Below are 17,305 nucleotides of genomic sequence, written 5' to 3'. Positions count from 1 at the left end.
GATTTTATATAATGAAAACGTTAATGACTGGTAATGAAGCTATAGCTCGTGGTGCATACGAAGCTGGTGTAACAGTAGCTTCAGCTTACCCTGGTACCCCTAGTACTGAAATAATGGAAAACTTTTCTAAATATAAGGGTGCACATTCTGAATGGGCGGTAAATGAAAAAGTTGCTTGTGAAGTTGCAGCTGGTGCCTCTATACGTGGAGCCCGTGCTTTTTGCGCTATGAAGCATGTTGGATTAAATGTTGCTGCTGATGGTTTTATGTCATATTCATATCATGTAACTAATGGAGGTTTCGTTCTAGTAACTGCAGATGAACCAAATATGTTCTCTTCTCAAAACGAACAAGACAATAGATATTATGCTTTATTTGGTAAAACTGCGCTTATCGAGCCTTCTGATTCTCAAGAATGCATTGATTTTATGAAAGAAGCATTTAATATAAGCGAGAAATTTGAAACACCAGTAGTATTTAGAATTACTACACGTATTTGTCACTCTAAATCAAGAGTTAATTTAGAAGAAAGAGTAGTTCCACCAATTAAAGAATATGTTAAAGATCCAAGTAAAAACTTGATGTTACCTGCTATATCAAGATTAAGACATCCTAAGATAGAAAACATTAGATTAGCTGGTTTAAAAGAATATTCTAACAACTGTTCTTTAAACAGAATTGAAATGAATAAAACAAAAATAGGTATTATCACAAGTGGTGTTTCTTATCAATACTGCAAAGAAGTAATGGGAGATAATGCATCATATCTAAAAATTGGTTTCTTAAATCCACTACCAGATACAATGATAAAAGACTTTGCATCAAAAGTAGAAAAATTATATATAATTGAAGAAAGTGACCCATTCATAGAAGAACAAGTTAGAGCAATGGGTATAAGCTGTATAGGAAAAGATTTATTCCCAATTTGTGGAGAATTTTCACCTGCACTTATTAGAGAACTTTTATTAGGTAAAAAACAGGTTAGTACATATCAAACACAAATGCAAGCTCCTTCAAGACCACCAGTTTTATGTGCTGGATGTCCTCATAGAGGATTATTCTTTGAACTTGGAAAATATAAAGACAAAGCTTTTTTCAGTGGAGATATAGGTTGCTACACACTAGGAGCTGCAAGCCCACTTAATGCCCTAGATACAACTATCTGTATGGGTGCTTCAATAACAGGTGCTCATGGATTTACAAAAGCAAATGAAATAGCAAACGATACTTCTAAAAAAGCTTTTGCTATAATAGGAGATTCAACATTTTTCCACTCTGGCATTACTGGATTAATCAATAGTGTTTATAACAATTCTTCTATAACAACTATCATATTAGATAACAGTATCACTGCTATGACTGGACATCAAGAAAATCCTGGAACTGGTAAAAATATTACAGGTGCCCCTGCTCCAGCTGTAGATTTAGTTCAATTATGCTACGCATGTGGTATCAAAAAGGAAAACTTAATAGTTGTAGATCCTTATGATTTAGCTGCAACTAAAGAGGCTATCAAAAAAGGTTACGAAGCAACTGAACCTTTTGTTATAATCACAAAACGTCCTTGTGCTTTGTTGAAACCAGTTATAAAACAAAGAGCTAAAGTTAAAGCCGTTGTAAATGCTGATAAATGCAGATCTTGTAAAATGTGCTTAAAATCTGGTTGTCCGGCATTAATTTTAGGTGAAAAAATTAGTATAGATCAAAATTCATGTAATGGATGTGGAGTTTGTATTCAGATTTGTCCATTTGATGCTATAGAAAGGATAGGTGAATAATATGTCAAATATAAAAAATATATTTCTAGTTGGAGTTGGCGGTCAAGGTACTATTCTTACTTCAAAAATTCTTTCAAAGGGATTTGTTGAAAATGGATATGATGTAAAAATGGCTGAAATTCATGGTATGAGCCAACGTGGTGGTAGCGTTACTACACAAATAAGATATGGGGAAAAAGTTTACTCACCTGTTATAGAAAAAGGAAGCGCTGATATAATCGTTGCTTTTGAAAAAAGTGAAGCTTTAAGATTTCTAGATTATTTAAAAGAAGACGGGATATTAGTCATTAATACTCAGGAAATATATCCAGTAACAGTTAACATTGGAGCTAGTAAATATCCTAACAACATCATTGAAGAGTATGATAAAGTTGTTGGAAAGAAAAATGTTAATGTTATAGATGCATATAAAATTGCAGGAGAACTAGGAAATATAAAATGTATGAACATTGTATTACTTGGCGCTTTAGTAAAAATGTTTAAGCTTGAAAATATTAATTGGAAACAAATTATAAAAGATTCTGTTCCAGAAAAAGCTATTGAAATGAACATTAATGCATTTGATAAAGGATACGAAATATAATATTAAAACCACTGATACGAAATATAATCAGTGGTTTTTTAATTCAGCATAATCATAATTATTCTGTTCTACGCTATTTAACTAGCCTAATCTCTCGCTACAAAGTATAAAATACCCTGACTTCTTATAAAGTGTTTCACAATTACCAAATAAACTTTTAAGCTTATCAACTGCACTATTTGCACCCTGTTTTTTTTGTATTACAACATACAACTTTCCTCCGACCTCTAAATGCTCATAAGAACCATCAAAAAAAGCGTATACAGTTTTTTTACCAGCCCTTATTGGAGGATTAGTCAATATTCTATCGAAATTTTCATTTACTCCCTCAAATATGTTCGACTGATAAACATTTAATTTGCTTGCAACCTTATTAGCTTCAGAATTAATTTTTGCAAGCTTAACAGCTCTTTCATTTATATCAACCATAGTAATTTCAACCTTGTCTAAAATTTTTGCTAAAATTACTCCAACCGGTCCATAACCGCACCCTAAATCTAAAATATTACCTATAAAATTACTTTCATTTTCTACAAATGTATTAATCATCACCATAGAACCAAAATCTACAGCACTTTTTGAAAATACACTGTTACTTGTGCTAAAGTTAAATTCCTCATCTATCGCATTCCATTTAAACGAGTATATTTCTTCCTTTGTAGTTGGATTCTTAGTAAAATATTGTTCCATAATTTCTCCTGCTTATTTCTTAATAATTAAATTTTCTATTTCTTTTGATATACATTGTGCATTCAATTCATACTTATCAAATATATCATTAACATTTCCATGTCTAATAAATTTATCAGGGAATGATTTAATTATTATATTTTCCATATTTATATCACTATCAATTAATGATTTGATTTTGTAAGAAATAGATGCATCTATCGATGTTTCCTCTATAATCAGTAGATTTTTAGTTTTACTTAAAGATTTATTGACTAAAGCCATATCTAAAGGTTTTAAAAATCGTAGGTTTATAATTTCATTTGATATATTTTTACTACTTAAAATATCACTTACTTGTATAGCAATTTCTATCATTTTACCATATGCAACAATTGTTATGTCCTTACCTTCTTTCAACATAACACCTTTACCAAGCTCTATTTGTTTATAAGATTTAGGAACCATCAAATTAGAATTCCCTCTTGGATACCTTAAAGAAATAGGTCCTTTATGTTTATTTACTGCAAATTCTAGCATATCCTCTAACTCTTGATTATCACAAGGTGCCATAACTATCATATTTGGTATTTGAACTAAAAATCCTGTATCAAATACACCTTGATGAGTTTCACCATCATTTCCAACTATACCTGCTCTATCTATCGCAAAAACTACATGAAGATTTTGCGTCGCTACATCGTGAACTACTTGGTCATATGCTCTTTGTAAAAAAGATGAATACAATGCAACAACCGGTGTTACACCGTTTACTGCCATTCCAGCAGCCATAGTAACTGCATGCTGTTCAGCTATTCCAACATCAAAAACTCTGTCTCTATACATTTTCGAAAATTTATCTAGTCCTGTACCCTGAATCATTGCAGCAGATATAGCTACAACTTTCTTATTTGTTTTTGCTATTTCACAAAGCTTATCTCCAAATACTTTAGAATAAGATTTAGCATTAGATTTTTTCAATGGCAATCCTGTTTCTATATCAAATGGAGATACGCCATGATAATTATTTGGCTTTTCCTCTGCATATTTATATCCTTTACCTTTTTTTGTGCAAACATGTATAAGTACAGGTCCATCTATATTTTTTGCATTTTCAAATACTTCAACTAAATCCTCTATATCGTGTCCATCAATCGGACCTAAATAAGTAAATCCGATTTCTTCAAATAACATACTAGGTATAATCATCTTTTTTATACCCTCTTTGATTGTATGAAGAAATTTTCTTATATATTTTCCTATAATAGGAGCTTTTTCTAAAAAACTTTCCAAATCTTTTTTTGTAGTTAAATATCTAGTTCTTGATCTTACAATACTTAAATGCGTAGATAACCCACCAACATTTTTTGATATAGACATTTCATTATCATTTAATACAACTATAACTTTTGTTTTTGTTTTACCAATATCGTTTAAAGCTTCAAAAGCCATTCCTCCAGTTAATGCACCATCTCCAATAACTGAAACTACATTATAATTATATTTATTTAAATCTCTAGCCCTAGCCACACCAATAGCTGCTGATATAGATGTACTACTATGACCAGTATCAAAAATATCGTATTTACTCTCTTCACGCTTTGGAAAACCACTTATGCCACCTAACTGTCTAATAGAATACATCTTATCTTTTCTACCCGTTAATATCTTATGTATATAAGCTTGATGTCCAACATCCCATATAATTTTATCTCTCTCTAAATTAAATGCATACTCTAAAGCGATTGTAAGCTCAACAACTCCTAAATTAGAAGCTAAATGTCCTCCCGTCTTAGAAACTACATCTATCAAGTATTCTCTTATTTCACTAGATAACACGTCCATTTCCTTATAACTTAAATTATATAAATCTTCTGGTGTGTTAATCTTTGATAATATATTATTCATAATATCCTCTCATAACAATATACATATTTTTAAACGCCCTACTGTATTATATAATTATTACCTTTATAAGTAAAGAAAAAATGGTAATAATACTTTTATTAGTTATGTTATTTAACAACTATAATTAAGCAAAATATGTCAAAAAGCATATATTAATTATAATGCGCAAAAAAAATAATATTATTTAAATAATAATGCTGTACTTTTTATGATATATGTTATATTATATAATCAAATATGTTATATATGTTATATTATATATTAGGAGTGATTAATATTCAATAAATTAAAATTAGTTGAATTAGCTGTTAAATATAAGAAATTATTTAAATTATTTAATCAATTTTATATATGGAGGACAATATGAATAATAAATGGGTTTACTTATTTAAAGAAGGCAGTAAAGAAATGAAGTCTTTGCTTGGTGGAAAAGGCGCGAACCTTGCAGAAATGACAAATTTAGATTTACCAGTGCCTGGTGGAATTACAATTACTACAAAAGCATGTAATGAATTTTACAAAAACAACAAAAAGCTATCAGAAGAAATAGTTGAACAAATTTATGAACATATTAAAATTTTAGAAATCGAAACAGGAAAAAGATTTGGTGATATTGAAAATCCATTATTAGTTTCAGTTCGTTCTGGAGCCGCAATATCAATGCCCGGTATGATGGATACAATACTTAATCTTGGTATTAATGATAAATCAGTTATAGGATTAGCAAACAAAACACAAAACAAAAGATTTGCATTTGATAGTTACAGACGCTTTATCCAAATGTTTGGTGATGTTGTTTTATCAATACCAAAATATAAGTTTGATTATGTACTTGATGATATTAAAGAAAATAAAAATTATCAAAATGATACTGAACTTACAAAGGAAGACTTAGAAGAATTAATAGAAACTTATAAAAAAATTTTTGTGAAAGAAGCTGGTATAGAATTTCCACAGAACCCTAACGAACAACTTCTAATGGCAATTGAAGCTGTATTTAATTCTTGGAATAATACACGAGCAATAACATATAGAAATTTATATAATATTGACCATAACATTGGAACTGCGGTAAATATTCAATCGATGGTTTTTGGAAACATGGGGGCAACATCTGGTACAGGAGTTGCTTTTACAAGAAATCCTTCGACAGGAGAAAAATATTTATACGGTGAATTTTTAATCAATGCACAAGGTGAAGATGTTGTTGCTGGAATAAGAACACCATTGCAGATATATAAATTAGAATCTATAATGCCTGATATTTATAATCAATTTATAGAAATAGCAGGTATACTTGAAAAACACTACAAAGATATGCAAGATATGGAATTTACTATTGAGCAGGGCAAATTATACATGCTACAAACAAGAACAGGTAAAAGGACAGCCGAAGCAGCAATTAGGATTGCTGTAGAAATGGTTAATGAAAATTTAATAGATAAACAAGAAGCAATTATGCGAATTGACCCTAAATCTCTTGACCAATTACTACATCCAACATTTGATCTTGATACACAAAGAAAAGCAAAACCAATTGCAAAAGGACTACCTGCTTCACCGGGTGCTGCCACAGGCAAAATATACTTTACTGCTGGAGACGCTGTAAAAGCTGCTAAAAGCGGAGAAAAAGTTATATTGGTTAGAAAAGAAACATCTCCAGAAGATATAGAAGGAATGACAATGGCAGAGGGAATATTAACTTCAAGAGGTGGTATGACATCCCATGCAGCCGTAGTTGCCAGAGGAATGGGAAAATGCTGTGTAGCTGGATGCGATGATATATATGTAGATGAAGAATTAAAAATATTTATAGTAAATAATGAAAAAATATCAGAAGGTTCATACATTTCTTTAGATGGAAGCTTAGGTTTAATATACAATGGAGTAATAAAAACAGTTGAACCTGGAATTTCAGGTAATTTTAACACACTTATGAAATGGGCTGATGATTTTAGAAGGTTGTCAATTAGAACAAATGCTGATACACCTAAAGATGCACAAGCTGCCATAAATTTTGGTGCTGAAGGTATAGGTTTATGTAGAACTGAGCATATGTTCTTCGATGAATCAAGAATTTTCTCAGTTAGGAAAATGATACTTTCAGATAATATTTCAGATAGAGAAAATGCATTAGAAGAAATATTGCCTATGCAAAAAAATGATTTTAAAGAAATATATAAAATTATGGGTATAAAACCTGTTACTATAAGATTATTAGATCCCCCACTTCACGAATTTTTGCCACATACTGATGATGAAATCAAAAAGCTTGCTGATTCAATGAATATTAATTTATATTTATTAAAAGAAAAAGCAAACAGTTTGCATGAATTCAATCCAATGCTTGGACATAGAGGATGTAGACTTCTTATAACTTATAGTGAAATAACAAAAATGCAAATAAGAGCAATTATGGAAGCTGCTATAGAGGTTTGCAAAGAAGAAAACATTGACATTACTCCTGAAATTATGGTACCTTTAATAGGTAACGTAAAAGAATTAAAATATTTAAAAGATATAATTGTCGAAACAGCTGAAAAAGTAAAAAATGAAAAGTCTTCAAATATTAAATATTTAATTGGTACTATGATTGAAGTGCCTAGAGCCTGCGTAACATCTAATGAAATTGCAGAAATTGCAGACTTTTTCTCCTATGGAACTAATGATTTAACTCAAATGACTTATGGTTTTTCTAGAGACGATGCTGGTAAATTTATTGGAGATTACAAGGATTTTAAAATACTTGATAGTGATCCTTTCCAATCTATTGATACCGTTGGAGTTGGTAGTCTTTTAAAAACTAGTGTCAAATTAGGAAAACAAACAAATAGCAAAATTAAATTAGGTATCTGTGGCGAGCATGGTGGAGATCCAGAATCAATTAAATTTTTTAATGAAGCATTACTTGATTACGTTTCATGTTCTCCATATAGAGTGCCTGTTGCAAGACTTTCAGCAGCTCAAGCGATAATTCAAGAGAGGTAAAATGAAACGTAAAACATTACTTTTTAGTATACTTATTATTATAGCTGCACAAATTAATATAAATTTAAATAATAGCGACTTTAAGATAGCAGTCGCTATTATTTTATTTCCTTTATTTTCAATATTGTTTGGAAAATTTCCTGTGTTACCAATTACATTGATTGTTGCTCCTGGTGTATTTTTTTCTAGAGCTCTTTACTTATTAGTAGAAACAGGAAGTTTCATGGATGCTTTTACGTCGTACGGACCGGAAATTTCATTTTATTTTGTTTATGGTTTACTTACATATTTCTATTATAATTTAATTGATTACAAAATAAATAAACCAATATACATACTTCCCCTAGCATTAATTGATTATATTGCTAATTCATCAGAAATGCTTTTTAGAATTTCCAATGATACATTTACAATAGAAATGCAATTAATACTTGTTTCTATTGCGCTAGTTAGAACTCTAATGATACTAATATTTTGGATTGGATTGGAATATCAAAATTTTTATCTACTTAAGAATGAACATGCACAAAGATACAAGAATCTACTTCTTATGATATCTAACCTTAAAAGTGAAATTATTTGGATGAACAAAAATGCTGCTAATATTGAAAGTACAATGAGTATATCATATAAATTATATGAAAATTTAATAAATTCTGATATTGATAGTACATTAAGTGGCTCCGCACTGGAAGTAGCAAAGGATATACATGAAATCAAGAAGGAATATAATTTGATTATCAGAGGAATTACAGATGCTCTAGACAATAGCTTTGAGGATAAAAGCATGAAATTTAGTGAATTATTGCAAATGCTCAAGGATAAAATTGATTTAGATGGAAAAAATGAAGGTAAGACAATACTGTGGGATATTAATTGTAAATGCGATTTTATAACAAACAAACATTATCTGCTATTGTCCATACTAAGAAATCTTCTAAATAATGCTGTTGAAGCCTATAAAAATGAAGATAATTATATCAAAATATCATTTGCATTATATAAAACACAATTGTGGTATGTGTTTTATATTTCAAATTATGCTAATAAGATTAGTGAAGAACACTTAGATCAGCTATTTGAACCTGGATTTTCTACTAAAATTAATTACTCTACAGGTATTGTTAATAGAGGTCTTGGGCTTTGCTTAGTCAAAGATTTAGTAGAAAACAAACTACAAGGAAAAATAAATGTCAAATCAACTGAATTAAAAACTACTTTTTATATTGAGATACCAGTAAACACAATGGAGAATTAACTATGAAAATTTATTTAATAGACGATGATAAGAATATAGTAAACATTCTTAAAATTATTATTAAGGAAAGAAACCTAGGAAAAATTTGTGGTATTTCTACTAATGCAGAAGATGCATTAGATGATATCGCTATAATTAAACCTGATATTATAATTGTTGATTTATTGATGCCTGTAATAGATGGAATTTCATTTGTAAAAAAAGCAAAGGTACTTTTGCCAAACGCTGCTTTTATTATGTTGTCACAAGTTTCATCTAAAGACATGGTTGCATCAGCATACAATAGTGGTATTGAATTTTATATTCAAAAGCCTATAAATAGCATAGAGATTGAAAAAGTTATAACAAAGATTAGTAAAAACGTTTCAATGGAAAGAGCCTTTAAAAAAATGCAAAATCTATTTTTAGATGAGTTATCTGTAGATGATAAAACCAACTCTACTCAAAATAGCAAACCTAAAAAATACATAACTAAACTTGAAAATATAATGCAACGTCTAGGAATTATCGGTGAGTTAGGTAGTAAAGACATCGTTGATGTAATTACATATTTGATAGACAACAATGAAACTATACATGATACTCCACTAATTAATATTTTTAGCAATCTAAGTTCAAACCCTAAAACTGTAGAGCAAAGAATCAGAAGAGCTGCAAATACAGGACTTATCAACATAGCTAATCTTGGAATTGAAGATTATAGTAATGATACATTTGTAGAATTCTCTAGTTCATTATACAATTTTGAACAAGTAAAAAAAGAAATGGATTGCATAAGAGGTAAAAGCAAAAAACATGGGAAGATATCAATGAAAAATTTTTTAAATTCCTTGGTACATTATAGCACTAAAAATTATTAAACATGTTAATTTTTTATTTTACTTTTTGATTTTAGAGTATATTTTTCAAAATAATTCTATATTTTTTGAAACTTTGTGTAACTTCTTGTAACCAAGCAATTAAGATTGTGAAAACGATAACTTAAGAATGGTGAGGTGCAAATATGTTAACTTTATTATCAGGTATAGGATTATTATTATTTACATTAACTTTATTCTCTTTATTTAGTATGAAGATGCCAAAGGGACAACAAGCAATGTCTGGAATGGCGAATGCAGCTATTGCAAGTTTTTTGATAGAAGCTGTGCATAAATATATACTCGGCAATATACTAAATATCGGTTTCTTTCAAGTATTAGGAGCTACATCGGGTAGTTTGGGTGGTGTAGCTGCAGCAATTATGGTTCCGATAGCAATGGGTGTCAATCCAGTATTTGCTGTTGTTGCAGGTGTTGCTGTTGGCGGATATGGAATTCTTCCTGGTTTTGTCGCTGGATATGTAGTTGGTTTGATAGCACCTATTATTGAAAAGAAATTACCTATAGGTATAAATATAATATTTGGAGCTTTACTTATTGCTCCATTAGCTAGAATCATTGCTATAGGCGTTGACCCCGTTGTAAATGCTACACTTTTAAAAATTGGTGAAACTATAACACTTGCTGCAGATCAGTCCCCAATAATTATGGGATTTTTACTAGGTGGTATTATTAAGATGATATGTACTTCACCTCTTAGTTCTATGGCTTTAACAGCTATGCTAGGGTTAAATGGGCTTGCTATGGGTATTGCTTCTATTGCATGCGTTGGAGGTTCATTTACTAACGGTTTAATATTTAAAAGATTGAATCTTGGTGACAAAAGTAATATCATGGCAGTAATGCTAGAGCCATTAACACAGGCAGAAATTATTACAAAAAATCCAATGCCAATTTATTGCTCAAACTTTTTGGGTGGTGGATTAGCTGGTATAGCCGCAGCAGCATTTAAAATTATAAATAATGCACCAGGAACTGCTTCACCAATTCCTGGATTACTAGCACCTTTTGCTTTCAATAACCCAATAAATGTTATATTAGCAATACTTTTAGGTATTGCAGGTGGTGTAATAGCTGGAATGATTGGAAGTACAGTATTTAAATATATATATAGCAAACAACCAAAGAATTCATGTATAGTAGAAACTGAATAATATAAATACAAAAATCACACAGTAATATGAACTGTGTGATTTTCTATATTATACTCCATAAACTTCTTTATATCTCTTATATATATATTCTATCCACTCTACCTTAATATCATCTAATGATTTATTAAAAAGCTTTTCATATGATGATTCAATATCTTCAGATTTATATAACTCTATATATTTTTCAAGTCCATATGTATCTATCAAATACCTTGCAAAAGATTTTCCGAATTGATATGTTGAATATATCTGTCTATCTAAATATTTAGTTCCATCATCTTTTATTTTCGGAATACTTACACTTGTACCAATAAATTTCAACATTTCTTGATTTTCTTCATTTAAATTAATCTTTGATTGACATATAATATCTGCCTCTACAGCATTTACTCTTAAAACAAGGTTGACCTTTTGTTCTAAATAATAATATAGACCATATGTAAGTGTATCTGATTTACTTGGTGCTACCATAATTGATAATAATTCATTAATAAATGATGCTTTTTTTACATCAAATAGAAAACATCCCTTTGAATAGCAAATAACTAAATTTTGAGTATCTGTATACCCATACCCCTTTGAATCCAGTGTAAATAGTATTTTTTTGTTATTAAGTAAATCTGTTTTTAAAATTTTATTTATCTCGCAAACATGTCTATCAAAATAATGTAAGAACTCGCTAACTTCATTGTATCCACTATACTTTAGATATAAATCATCCCACTCTTCAACGTTGAATTTAATATAATCAGATTGATAATATCCATCTTTTTCTTGTATTGAATACTTGTATTTTATATTTCTTTTAGCTTGAGCTTTTTCTAATGCTTGCAATTCATCACCAAAATGTGGCAAAACAATTATAGCTACAACGATTATAGCAACCATTATATAAATAAAAACATCAATATTAAATTTTTTCTTCACAATATTCCCCCACTTATATATATACATAATACTAAACATTTACATAAAATAAAAAGAAACATTTTATATTATGCAAATGTTTCTTTATCATTGTTATATTATATTTCTAAAAATTTTTCTCTCATTTCTTTTGCTTTACCACACGTCATATTTCCTTCTACGCAAGCACCCCCTACACAAGATGGTCCTGCATTTTTAAAGATATTTGGAGCAACCTTTTTAACTTCAATTAGCATTTTTTCTGCCATATCTCTAATTTCCCACTGTGCTCTATTACAACATCTAACATTGAAAAAATGTAATAATGTTCTGGCATTCATTGTTACCATAATTTTTGTTTCGCAAGCATTAGGTAAAACGTATCTAGCATCTTCAATAGCTCTTTTTTCTGCTGTAGATTTAGCCTTTTTCTCGCTAAATCCTTCATTTATATATTCTTTGATATATTTATCCTTTAAAATATTAGCAATCTTATCATAAGATTTTTGGTCATTTTCCATTGCTTCTATAAATATTTTTTTAGCCTTTTCATCAGTTTGAATAGCTGGTGGAACTATATATTGAAATTGTCCCTCTGTTACATATCTTTGAGATTTCTGTGAATAACTAGCTATTCTATGTCTCACTAATTGATGCGTAAGTGTTCTTGATACACCTTCTATTGCAAAAGAAAAACTTATATGCTCTATTGGAGACTGATGACCATAACTCATGAGAATATTTAAAAATTTCTCAATATTTTCATCTGTCAAATCCTCCATTATTTCATCACCACCAAACTGTGAATAACACAGTTTAGCCGAAGCTGCAACTAATTTTTCAGGATCTTGTGTATATGATACTAATTTTACTTTTAAGTTTGATTTCATCTAATATTTCCTCCCAAAATCACTTTATACAATTATACCATAACACATAATAAATTAAAATATTATTTAAAGAGATTATTCTTATTTATAAAATCTATTACTTGAACTTTTTCGTTAAAATCTAAAACCTCAAGCGCTTTTGTTTTCTCTTCTATATCAAAATTTTGCAAGTAAATATTCATTTTTTCATCTTTAACATCATCGTACCTAATACATCTATATCCCTGCTCATATAATTTTTGTAGTTTTTCAAAATTACTATCTTTCATTATCATTACCTCCAAAAAAATATACTAAGATTAATAATCTTAGTATATCCTATTTATTTTGGAATATTTATTAGTGGTTCTTTTGATTCTCTGTATATAGTAAACTTACTACCAATGCTTTGTACGTATTGTGATTTAAGTATATCACATACTTCACTAGCAACTTCTTTAGCACTCAATCCACTATTATCTAATAATTTTATTTTTATTAATTCTCTAGCTTCTAATAAATCATCTAATTGTTTAATAACATTTTCAGTAACACCGTTTTTTCCAATAATTAAAACTGGTTCTAATGTATTAGTTAAAGATCTTAGATAGCTTCTTTGTTTTCCTGTAAGCACCTTTTACCTCCAATTTATTCAACAAAATCGAATACAACTCCACATACGCTAATCTCATCACCTTCAAGAGCTCCAAGTTCTCTAAGTTTTTGAATAACGCCCTTATCGATAAGTACCTTTTGGAAATTGCTAAATGATTCGAAATCATCAAAGTTAGTAAAGTTAACTAAACGCTCTAAGAATTCACCTTCAGCAATGTAGGTCTTGTTTTCTCTTCTTACAACAATAGTATCTCTTTCTTTTACATCATAGAATTTTTCAACTTCAGTCTCATCAACAAATTCTATTTCGTCTTCTATTTTTAATAACTGTTCATATGCTACTCTTTTTAATACGTCAAGCCCTTCGCCAGTAGCAGCTGAAACTTCATATATATCGAATTTATCAGCAAATTCTTTTTTGATTTTCTCAGCATTTTCTTTTGATTCTGGTATATCCATCTTGTTCAAAACTATAATTTGCTTTTTATAAGATAATTTTTCGCTATATTTTTTTAATTCATCATTTATTTTGTAAAAATCTTCTATCGGATCTCTACCCTCTTGTCCTGAGGTATCAAGTACATGCAATAATAACTTAGTTCTCTCAACATGTCTTAAAAACTCATGACCAAGTCCTGCTCCTGAAGAAGCACCTTCAATTAATCCAGGAATATCAGCTACAACAAAACTTTGACCAACGCCAACATTAACAACCCCTAAATTTGGTCTAAGTGTTGTGAAATGGTAATTAGCAATTTTAGGCTTAGCACTTGTAATAATTGATAATATAGTTGACTTTCCTACATTTGGGAAACCAGCCAATCCAACGTCTGCAATTAGCTTTAATTCCAATACAATATTTCTTTCTTCACCTTTTGTACCAGGCTCAGCAAAGTGTGGTGCACGTCTAATAGAAGTTTTGAATTTTATATTTCCTCTTCCACCACGTCCACCCTTAGCAACAACAAATTGTTGCTTGTGGTCTTTTAAGTCTGCAAGAACAATCCCTGTTTCCTCATCCTTAACCAATGTTCCAATCGGAACTTTTAGATATAAGTCTTCACCTTTAGATCCATACTGTTGCTTATTTCTTCCGTCTTCACCAGCTTTGGCTTTATAATGCTTTTGGTATCTAAAATCCATTAACGTCCTTAAACCTTCATCAGCTACAAGAATTATACTTCCGCCATGTCCACCATCTCCACCAGCTGGTCCACCCATTGGTTCATATTTTTCTCTTCTAAAGGCCATGGAACCATTTCCACCATTTCCCGCTTTAACATATATTTTGGCTATATCTATAAACATATTTTCACGCCCTTAATAATAATAATTAATTTAATGTGCTATATTATTTAAAAAAACCTACCTTAATAGGTAGGTTATTATTTATTGTGCCTCTTTTACAAATGGATATACACTTACTTGTTTTCTTGTTTTGTCTTTTCTTTCGAACTTAACAACACCATTAATTTTTGTATATAATGTATCATCACTACCGATTCCAACATTTAATCCTGGGTGAAGCTTAGTTCCTCTTTGTCTAACAAGTATGTTTCCAGCTACAACGTGTTGTCCGTCGCCTTTTTTTACACCAAGTCTTTTTGACTCACTATCACGACCGTTCTTAGAACTACCAACACCTTTTTTATGTGCAAATAATTGCAAATTTAACTTCAATAACATTCTTTACACCTCCTCTAGTTTGAGTGTAATATAATCACTGTAATCTTGTATTAATAATTGAATTCCTACTAAAAAAGTATTATATATTACATCCGACTTATCATTAATACTATTTTTGGTATCTAGGCTTAAAAAACCTAGCTCTTCGTCAATATAAAAATTTATATCTTTTTCATCAATTTTAGCAACTATATTAAGTGAATTAATAACAGTTGTTGCCAAAAGCGATACGGAAGCGCATACTATATCTTCCCCTGAATTAGCAAATCCAGTATGACCGTCAATAATAAAACCGACAATTCTATCGTTTGTTTTATGTATTGTTACTCTAGTCATATGATTAACCAACTATTTTTTCTATTTTAACTTGTGTATATGGTTGACGATGTCCTTTTTTGTTTCTATAATCAATTTTACGTTTGAATTTATAAGCTATAACTTTTTTGTTTTTGCCTTGTTTTTCAACTGTTGCTTCAACTATAGCACCTTCAACATATGGTTTTCCAACGTTTAAGTTAGAATCATTAGCTACTAATAGAACTTTGTCAAATTTTACTGCTGCTCCGTCAGCTACGTTAAGTTTTTCAACTCTTAAAACGTCACCTTCTTGAACTCTGTACTGTTTTCCACCTGTTTCAATTACTGCGTACATAGTGCACCTCCTCTTTCTGAGTCTCGCCATTGCAGGTACATTTAAAATGTTTAATAAACCTGATTCGAGCGGTTTCTTACAAGATAAAATTTTATCAAAATTTTACTAGCTTGTCAATAGTTATTTTGATATTTTTCAAAGAATCTCATTCCCATGTGCATCAAAATGATATTATGAAGTTATACTTGATACTTTCGTAGTTATAATATATCATATTTTTAATATATAAGCAATTAATTAATTTATAAAAAACATTGAAATTTGAAATCATTTATTGATAAAATGCTTATGAATTAAGTATTTTTACACCGAAGAGTACATAGGTCACCCTAGCGGTGTTGCGTAGCAACTTTTTTATAGACAAAACTTCTAGTATTAATTATAATAAGATAAAGAATATTAGGAGGTTGAACATATGAATTTTGTAAACGAGACTTATAAAATACAAGCTAATACCATAATTAAAAATTTAAATAAAAGATTTATGGAAGGATATTATTGTAAAACTAAAGAAGAAGCTAAAACCAAGGTGCTTTCTTTAATTAGTGAAAATTCGTCTGTTTCTTGGGGTGGCTCAATGACGCTTGACGAAATTGGTATAAAAGAAGCGTTAGGTAATAAAAACTTAAATGTAATTAATAGAGACAACGGAAAAACTCCTGAAGAAAAGAAAAAGCTTATGAAAGATGCATTAACATGCGACTATTTTTTAACAAGTACTAATGCTATCACTCTTGACGGCGAGTTAATAAATATTGATGGCAATGCAAACCGTGTTGCTGCAATATGTTTCGGACCAGAAAACGTAATAGTTGTTGCTGGGATGAACAAGGTTGTAGCAAATGTAGAAACTGGAATTGATAGAGTTCATACAAATGCATGTGCACCAAACTGTATTAGATTTAATTTAAAAAATCCATGTTCGGTAACAGGCAAATGTACAAATTGTATTGACACATCTATTTGTGCTCAAATGTTAATAACAAGACTATCAAAAGTTCACAATCGTATAAAAGTTGTATTAGTAGGAGAAAGCTTAGGATTCTAAGCTTTCTCCTTGTTGAAAAAGTCTGCTTTTTGAAGCAGACTTTTTTAATTTCAATAAATAAAGCTAGCCTATGAAGCAAAAATAAAACTACATTAATTTTATAATCACATTGCGTGTAGAAAATTGTAACTTCAGTACACTCTATAATGGTCAAATGCGCTGAACGGGGTACAGGTCAGTCAACCTTGACCAAAGGGCATTCCGTTTAACTTCGTGCAATTTCAGCTACACTACATGAATGTTACAAAATTAAATCCATTTTCTTTTCTAAATAGATATTCTGAAAGTTTAAGATTCTAAGCTTTCTCTTTTT

17 protein-coding genes are annotated in these 17,305 nt (G+C 29.9%); 7 read left to right on the top strand and 10 right to left on the bottom strand.

Features of this window, described 5'->3' with window-relative positions:
* The first annotated feature begins 11 nt into the window (after window positions 1–11).
* On the top strand, window positions 12–1,778 hold the full coding sequence (iorA, locus tag JYG23_RS02595) for an indolepyruvate ferredoxin oxidoreductase subunit alpha (RefSeq protein ID WP_207236897.1): 1,767 nt from the start codon (window positions 12–14) through the stop codon (window positions 1,776–1,778).
* Between the two features lies 1 nt (window position 1,779).
* Window positions 1,780–2,361 carry an indolepyruvate oxidoreductase subunit beta gene (locus JYG23_RS02590; RefSeq protein WP_207236896.1) on the top strand — a complete coding sequence of 194 codons (582 nt, stop codon included), beginning with the start codon at window positions 1,780–1,782 and terminating at the stop codon, window positions 2,359–2,361.
* A gap of 81 nt (window positions 2,362–2,442) precedes the next feature.
* Here the strand turns inward: JYG23_RS02590 and JYG23_RS02585 are convergent, their stop codons facing one another.
* Together JYG23_RS02585 and dxs are read right to left on the bottom strand one after the other, a co-directional pair.
* On the bottom strand, window positions 2,443–3,051 hold the full coding sequence (locus JYG23_RS02585) for a class I SAM-dependent methyltransferase (RefSeq protein ID WP_207236895.1): 609 nt from the start codon (window positions 3,049–3,051) through the stop codon (window positions 2,443–2,445).
* A 12-nt stretch (window positions 3,052–3,063) separates the two neighbouring features.
* Window positions 3,064–4,938 (bottom strand): 1-deoxy-D-xylulose-5-phosphate synthase, encoded by a 1,875-nt coding sequence (dxs, locus tag JYG23_RS02580; RefSeq protein WP_207236894.1) that lies wholly within the window; start codon window positions 4,936–4,938, stop codon window positions 3,064–3,066.
* 363 nt (window positions 4,939–5,301) lie between these two features.
* Between dxs and ppdK the strand changes: the two genes are divergently transcribed.
* The 4 genes from ppdK to JYG23_RS02560 all read left to right on the top strand — a co-directional run bounded on the left by ppdK (window position 5,302) and on the right by JYG23_RS02560 (window position 11,216).
* On the top strand, window positions 5,302–7,926 hold the full coding sequence (gene ppdK, locus JYG23_RS02575) for a pyruvate, phosphate dikinase (RefSeq protein ID WP_207236893.1): 2,625 nt from the start codon (window positions 5,302–5,304) through the stop codon (window positions 7,924–7,926).
* Window position 7,927: 1 nt separating this feature from the next.
* On the top strand, window positions 7,928–9,184 hold the full coding sequence (locus tag JYG23_RS02570) for an ATP-binding protein (protein WP_207236892.1): 1,257 nt from the start codon (window positions 7,928–7,930) through the stop codon (window positions 9,182–9,184).
* A gap of 2 nt (window positions 9,185–9,186) precedes the next feature.
* Window positions 9,187–10,044 carry a response regulator gene (locus tag JYG23_RS02565; RefSeq protein WP_207236891.1) on the top strand — a complete coding sequence of 286 codons (858 nt, stop codon included), beginning with the start codon at window positions 9,187–9,189 and terminating at the stop codon, window positions 10,042–10,044.
* 143 nt (window positions 10,045–10,187) lie between these two features.
* Window positions 10,188–11,216, top strand: coding sequence for a PTS sugar transporter subunit IIC (locus tag JYG23_RS02560; protein ID WP_207236890.1), 1,029 nt, complete (start codon window positions 10,188–10,190; stop codon window positions 11,214–11,216).
* A gap of 48 nt (window positions 11,217–11,264) precedes the next feature.
* Here JYG23_RS02560 and JYG23_RS02555 read toward each other — a convergent pair whose 3' ends face one another.
* The 8 genes from JYG23_RS02555 to rplU form a co-directional block, all read right to left on the bottom strand.
* On the bottom strand, window positions 11,265–12,143 hold the full coding sequence (locus JYG23_RS02555) for a hypothetical protein (RefSeq protein ID WP_207236889.1): 879 nt from the start codon (window positions 12,141–12,143) through the stop codon (window positions 11,265–11,267).
* Between the two features lie 98 nt (window positions 12,144–12,241).
* Window positions 12,242–13,012, bottom strand: coding sequence for an FAD-dependent thymidylate synthase (thyX, locus tag JYG23_RS02550; RefSeq protein WP_207236888.1), 771 nt, complete (start codon window positions 13,010–13,012; stop codon window positions 12,242–12,244).
* Window positions 13,013–13,074: 62 nt separating this feature from the next.
* Window positions 13,075–13,281 carry a hypothetical protein gene (locus tag JYG23_RS02545; RefSeq protein WP_207236887.1) on the bottom strand — a complete coding sequence of 69 codons (207 nt, stop codon included), beginning with the start codon at window positions 13,279–13,281 and terminating at the stop codon, window positions 13,075–13,077.
* A gap of 53 nt (window positions 13,282–13,334) precedes the next feature.
* A complete protein-coding gene (gene yhbY / locus JYG23_RS02540; RefSeq protein ID WP_207236886.1) occupies window positions 13,335–13,625 on the bottom strand; it encodes a ribosome assembly RNA-binding protein YhbY in 291 nt (96 codons plus the stop codon).
* A gap of 14 nt (window positions 13,626–13,639) precedes the next feature.
* Window positions 13,640–14,914 (bottom strand): GTPase ObgE, encoded by a 1,275-nt coding sequence (obgE, locus tag JYG23_RS02535; protein WP_207236885.1) that lies wholly within the window; start codon window positions 14,912–14,914, stop codon window positions 13,640–13,642.
* Window positions 14,915–14,995: 81 nt separating this feature from the next.
* Window positions 14,996–15,292, bottom strand: coding sequence for a 50S ribosomal protein L27 (gene rpmA / locus JYG23_RS02530; RefSeq protein ID WP_207236884.1), 297 nt, complete (start codon window positions 15,290–15,292; stop codon window positions 14,996–14,998).
* A gap of 3 nt (window positions 15,293–15,295) precedes the next feature.
* Window positions 15,296–15,628 carry a ribosomal-processing cysteine protease Prp gene (locus JYG23_RS02525; RefSeq protein ID WP_207236883.1) on the bottom strand — a complete coding sequence of 111 codons (333 nt, stop codon included), beginning with the start codon at window positions 15,626–15,628 and terminating at the stop codon, window positions 15,296–15,298.
* Between the two features lie 4 nt (window positions 15,629–15,632).
* Window positions 15,633–15,944, bottom strand: a complete 312-nt coding sequence (rplU, locus tag JYG23_RS02520) for a 50S ribosomal protein L21 (RefSeq protein ID WP_207236882.1) — start codon at window positions 15,942–15,944, stop codon at window positions 15,633–15,635.
* 415 nt (window positions 15,945–16,359) lie between these two features.
* On the opposite strand from rplU, the gene JYG23_RS02515 reads away from it, so the two are divergent.
* Window positions 16,360–16,992 (top strand): lactate utilization protein, encoded by a 633-nt coding sequence (locus tag JYG23_RS02515; protein ID WP_207236881.1) that lies wholly within the window; start codon window positions 16,360–16,362, stop codon window positions 16,990–16,992.
* Window positions 16,993–17,305 lie beyond the last annotated feature (313 nt).

It is taken from the genome of Sedimentibacter sp. zth1, assembly GCF_017352195.1.
Taxonomy (GTDB): Bacteria; Bacillota; Clostridia; order Tissierellales; family Sedimentibacteraceae; genus UBA1535.
Note: the sequence above shows the minus strand (reverse complement) of the source record. Positions and strands in the feature narration are given on the sequence as shown.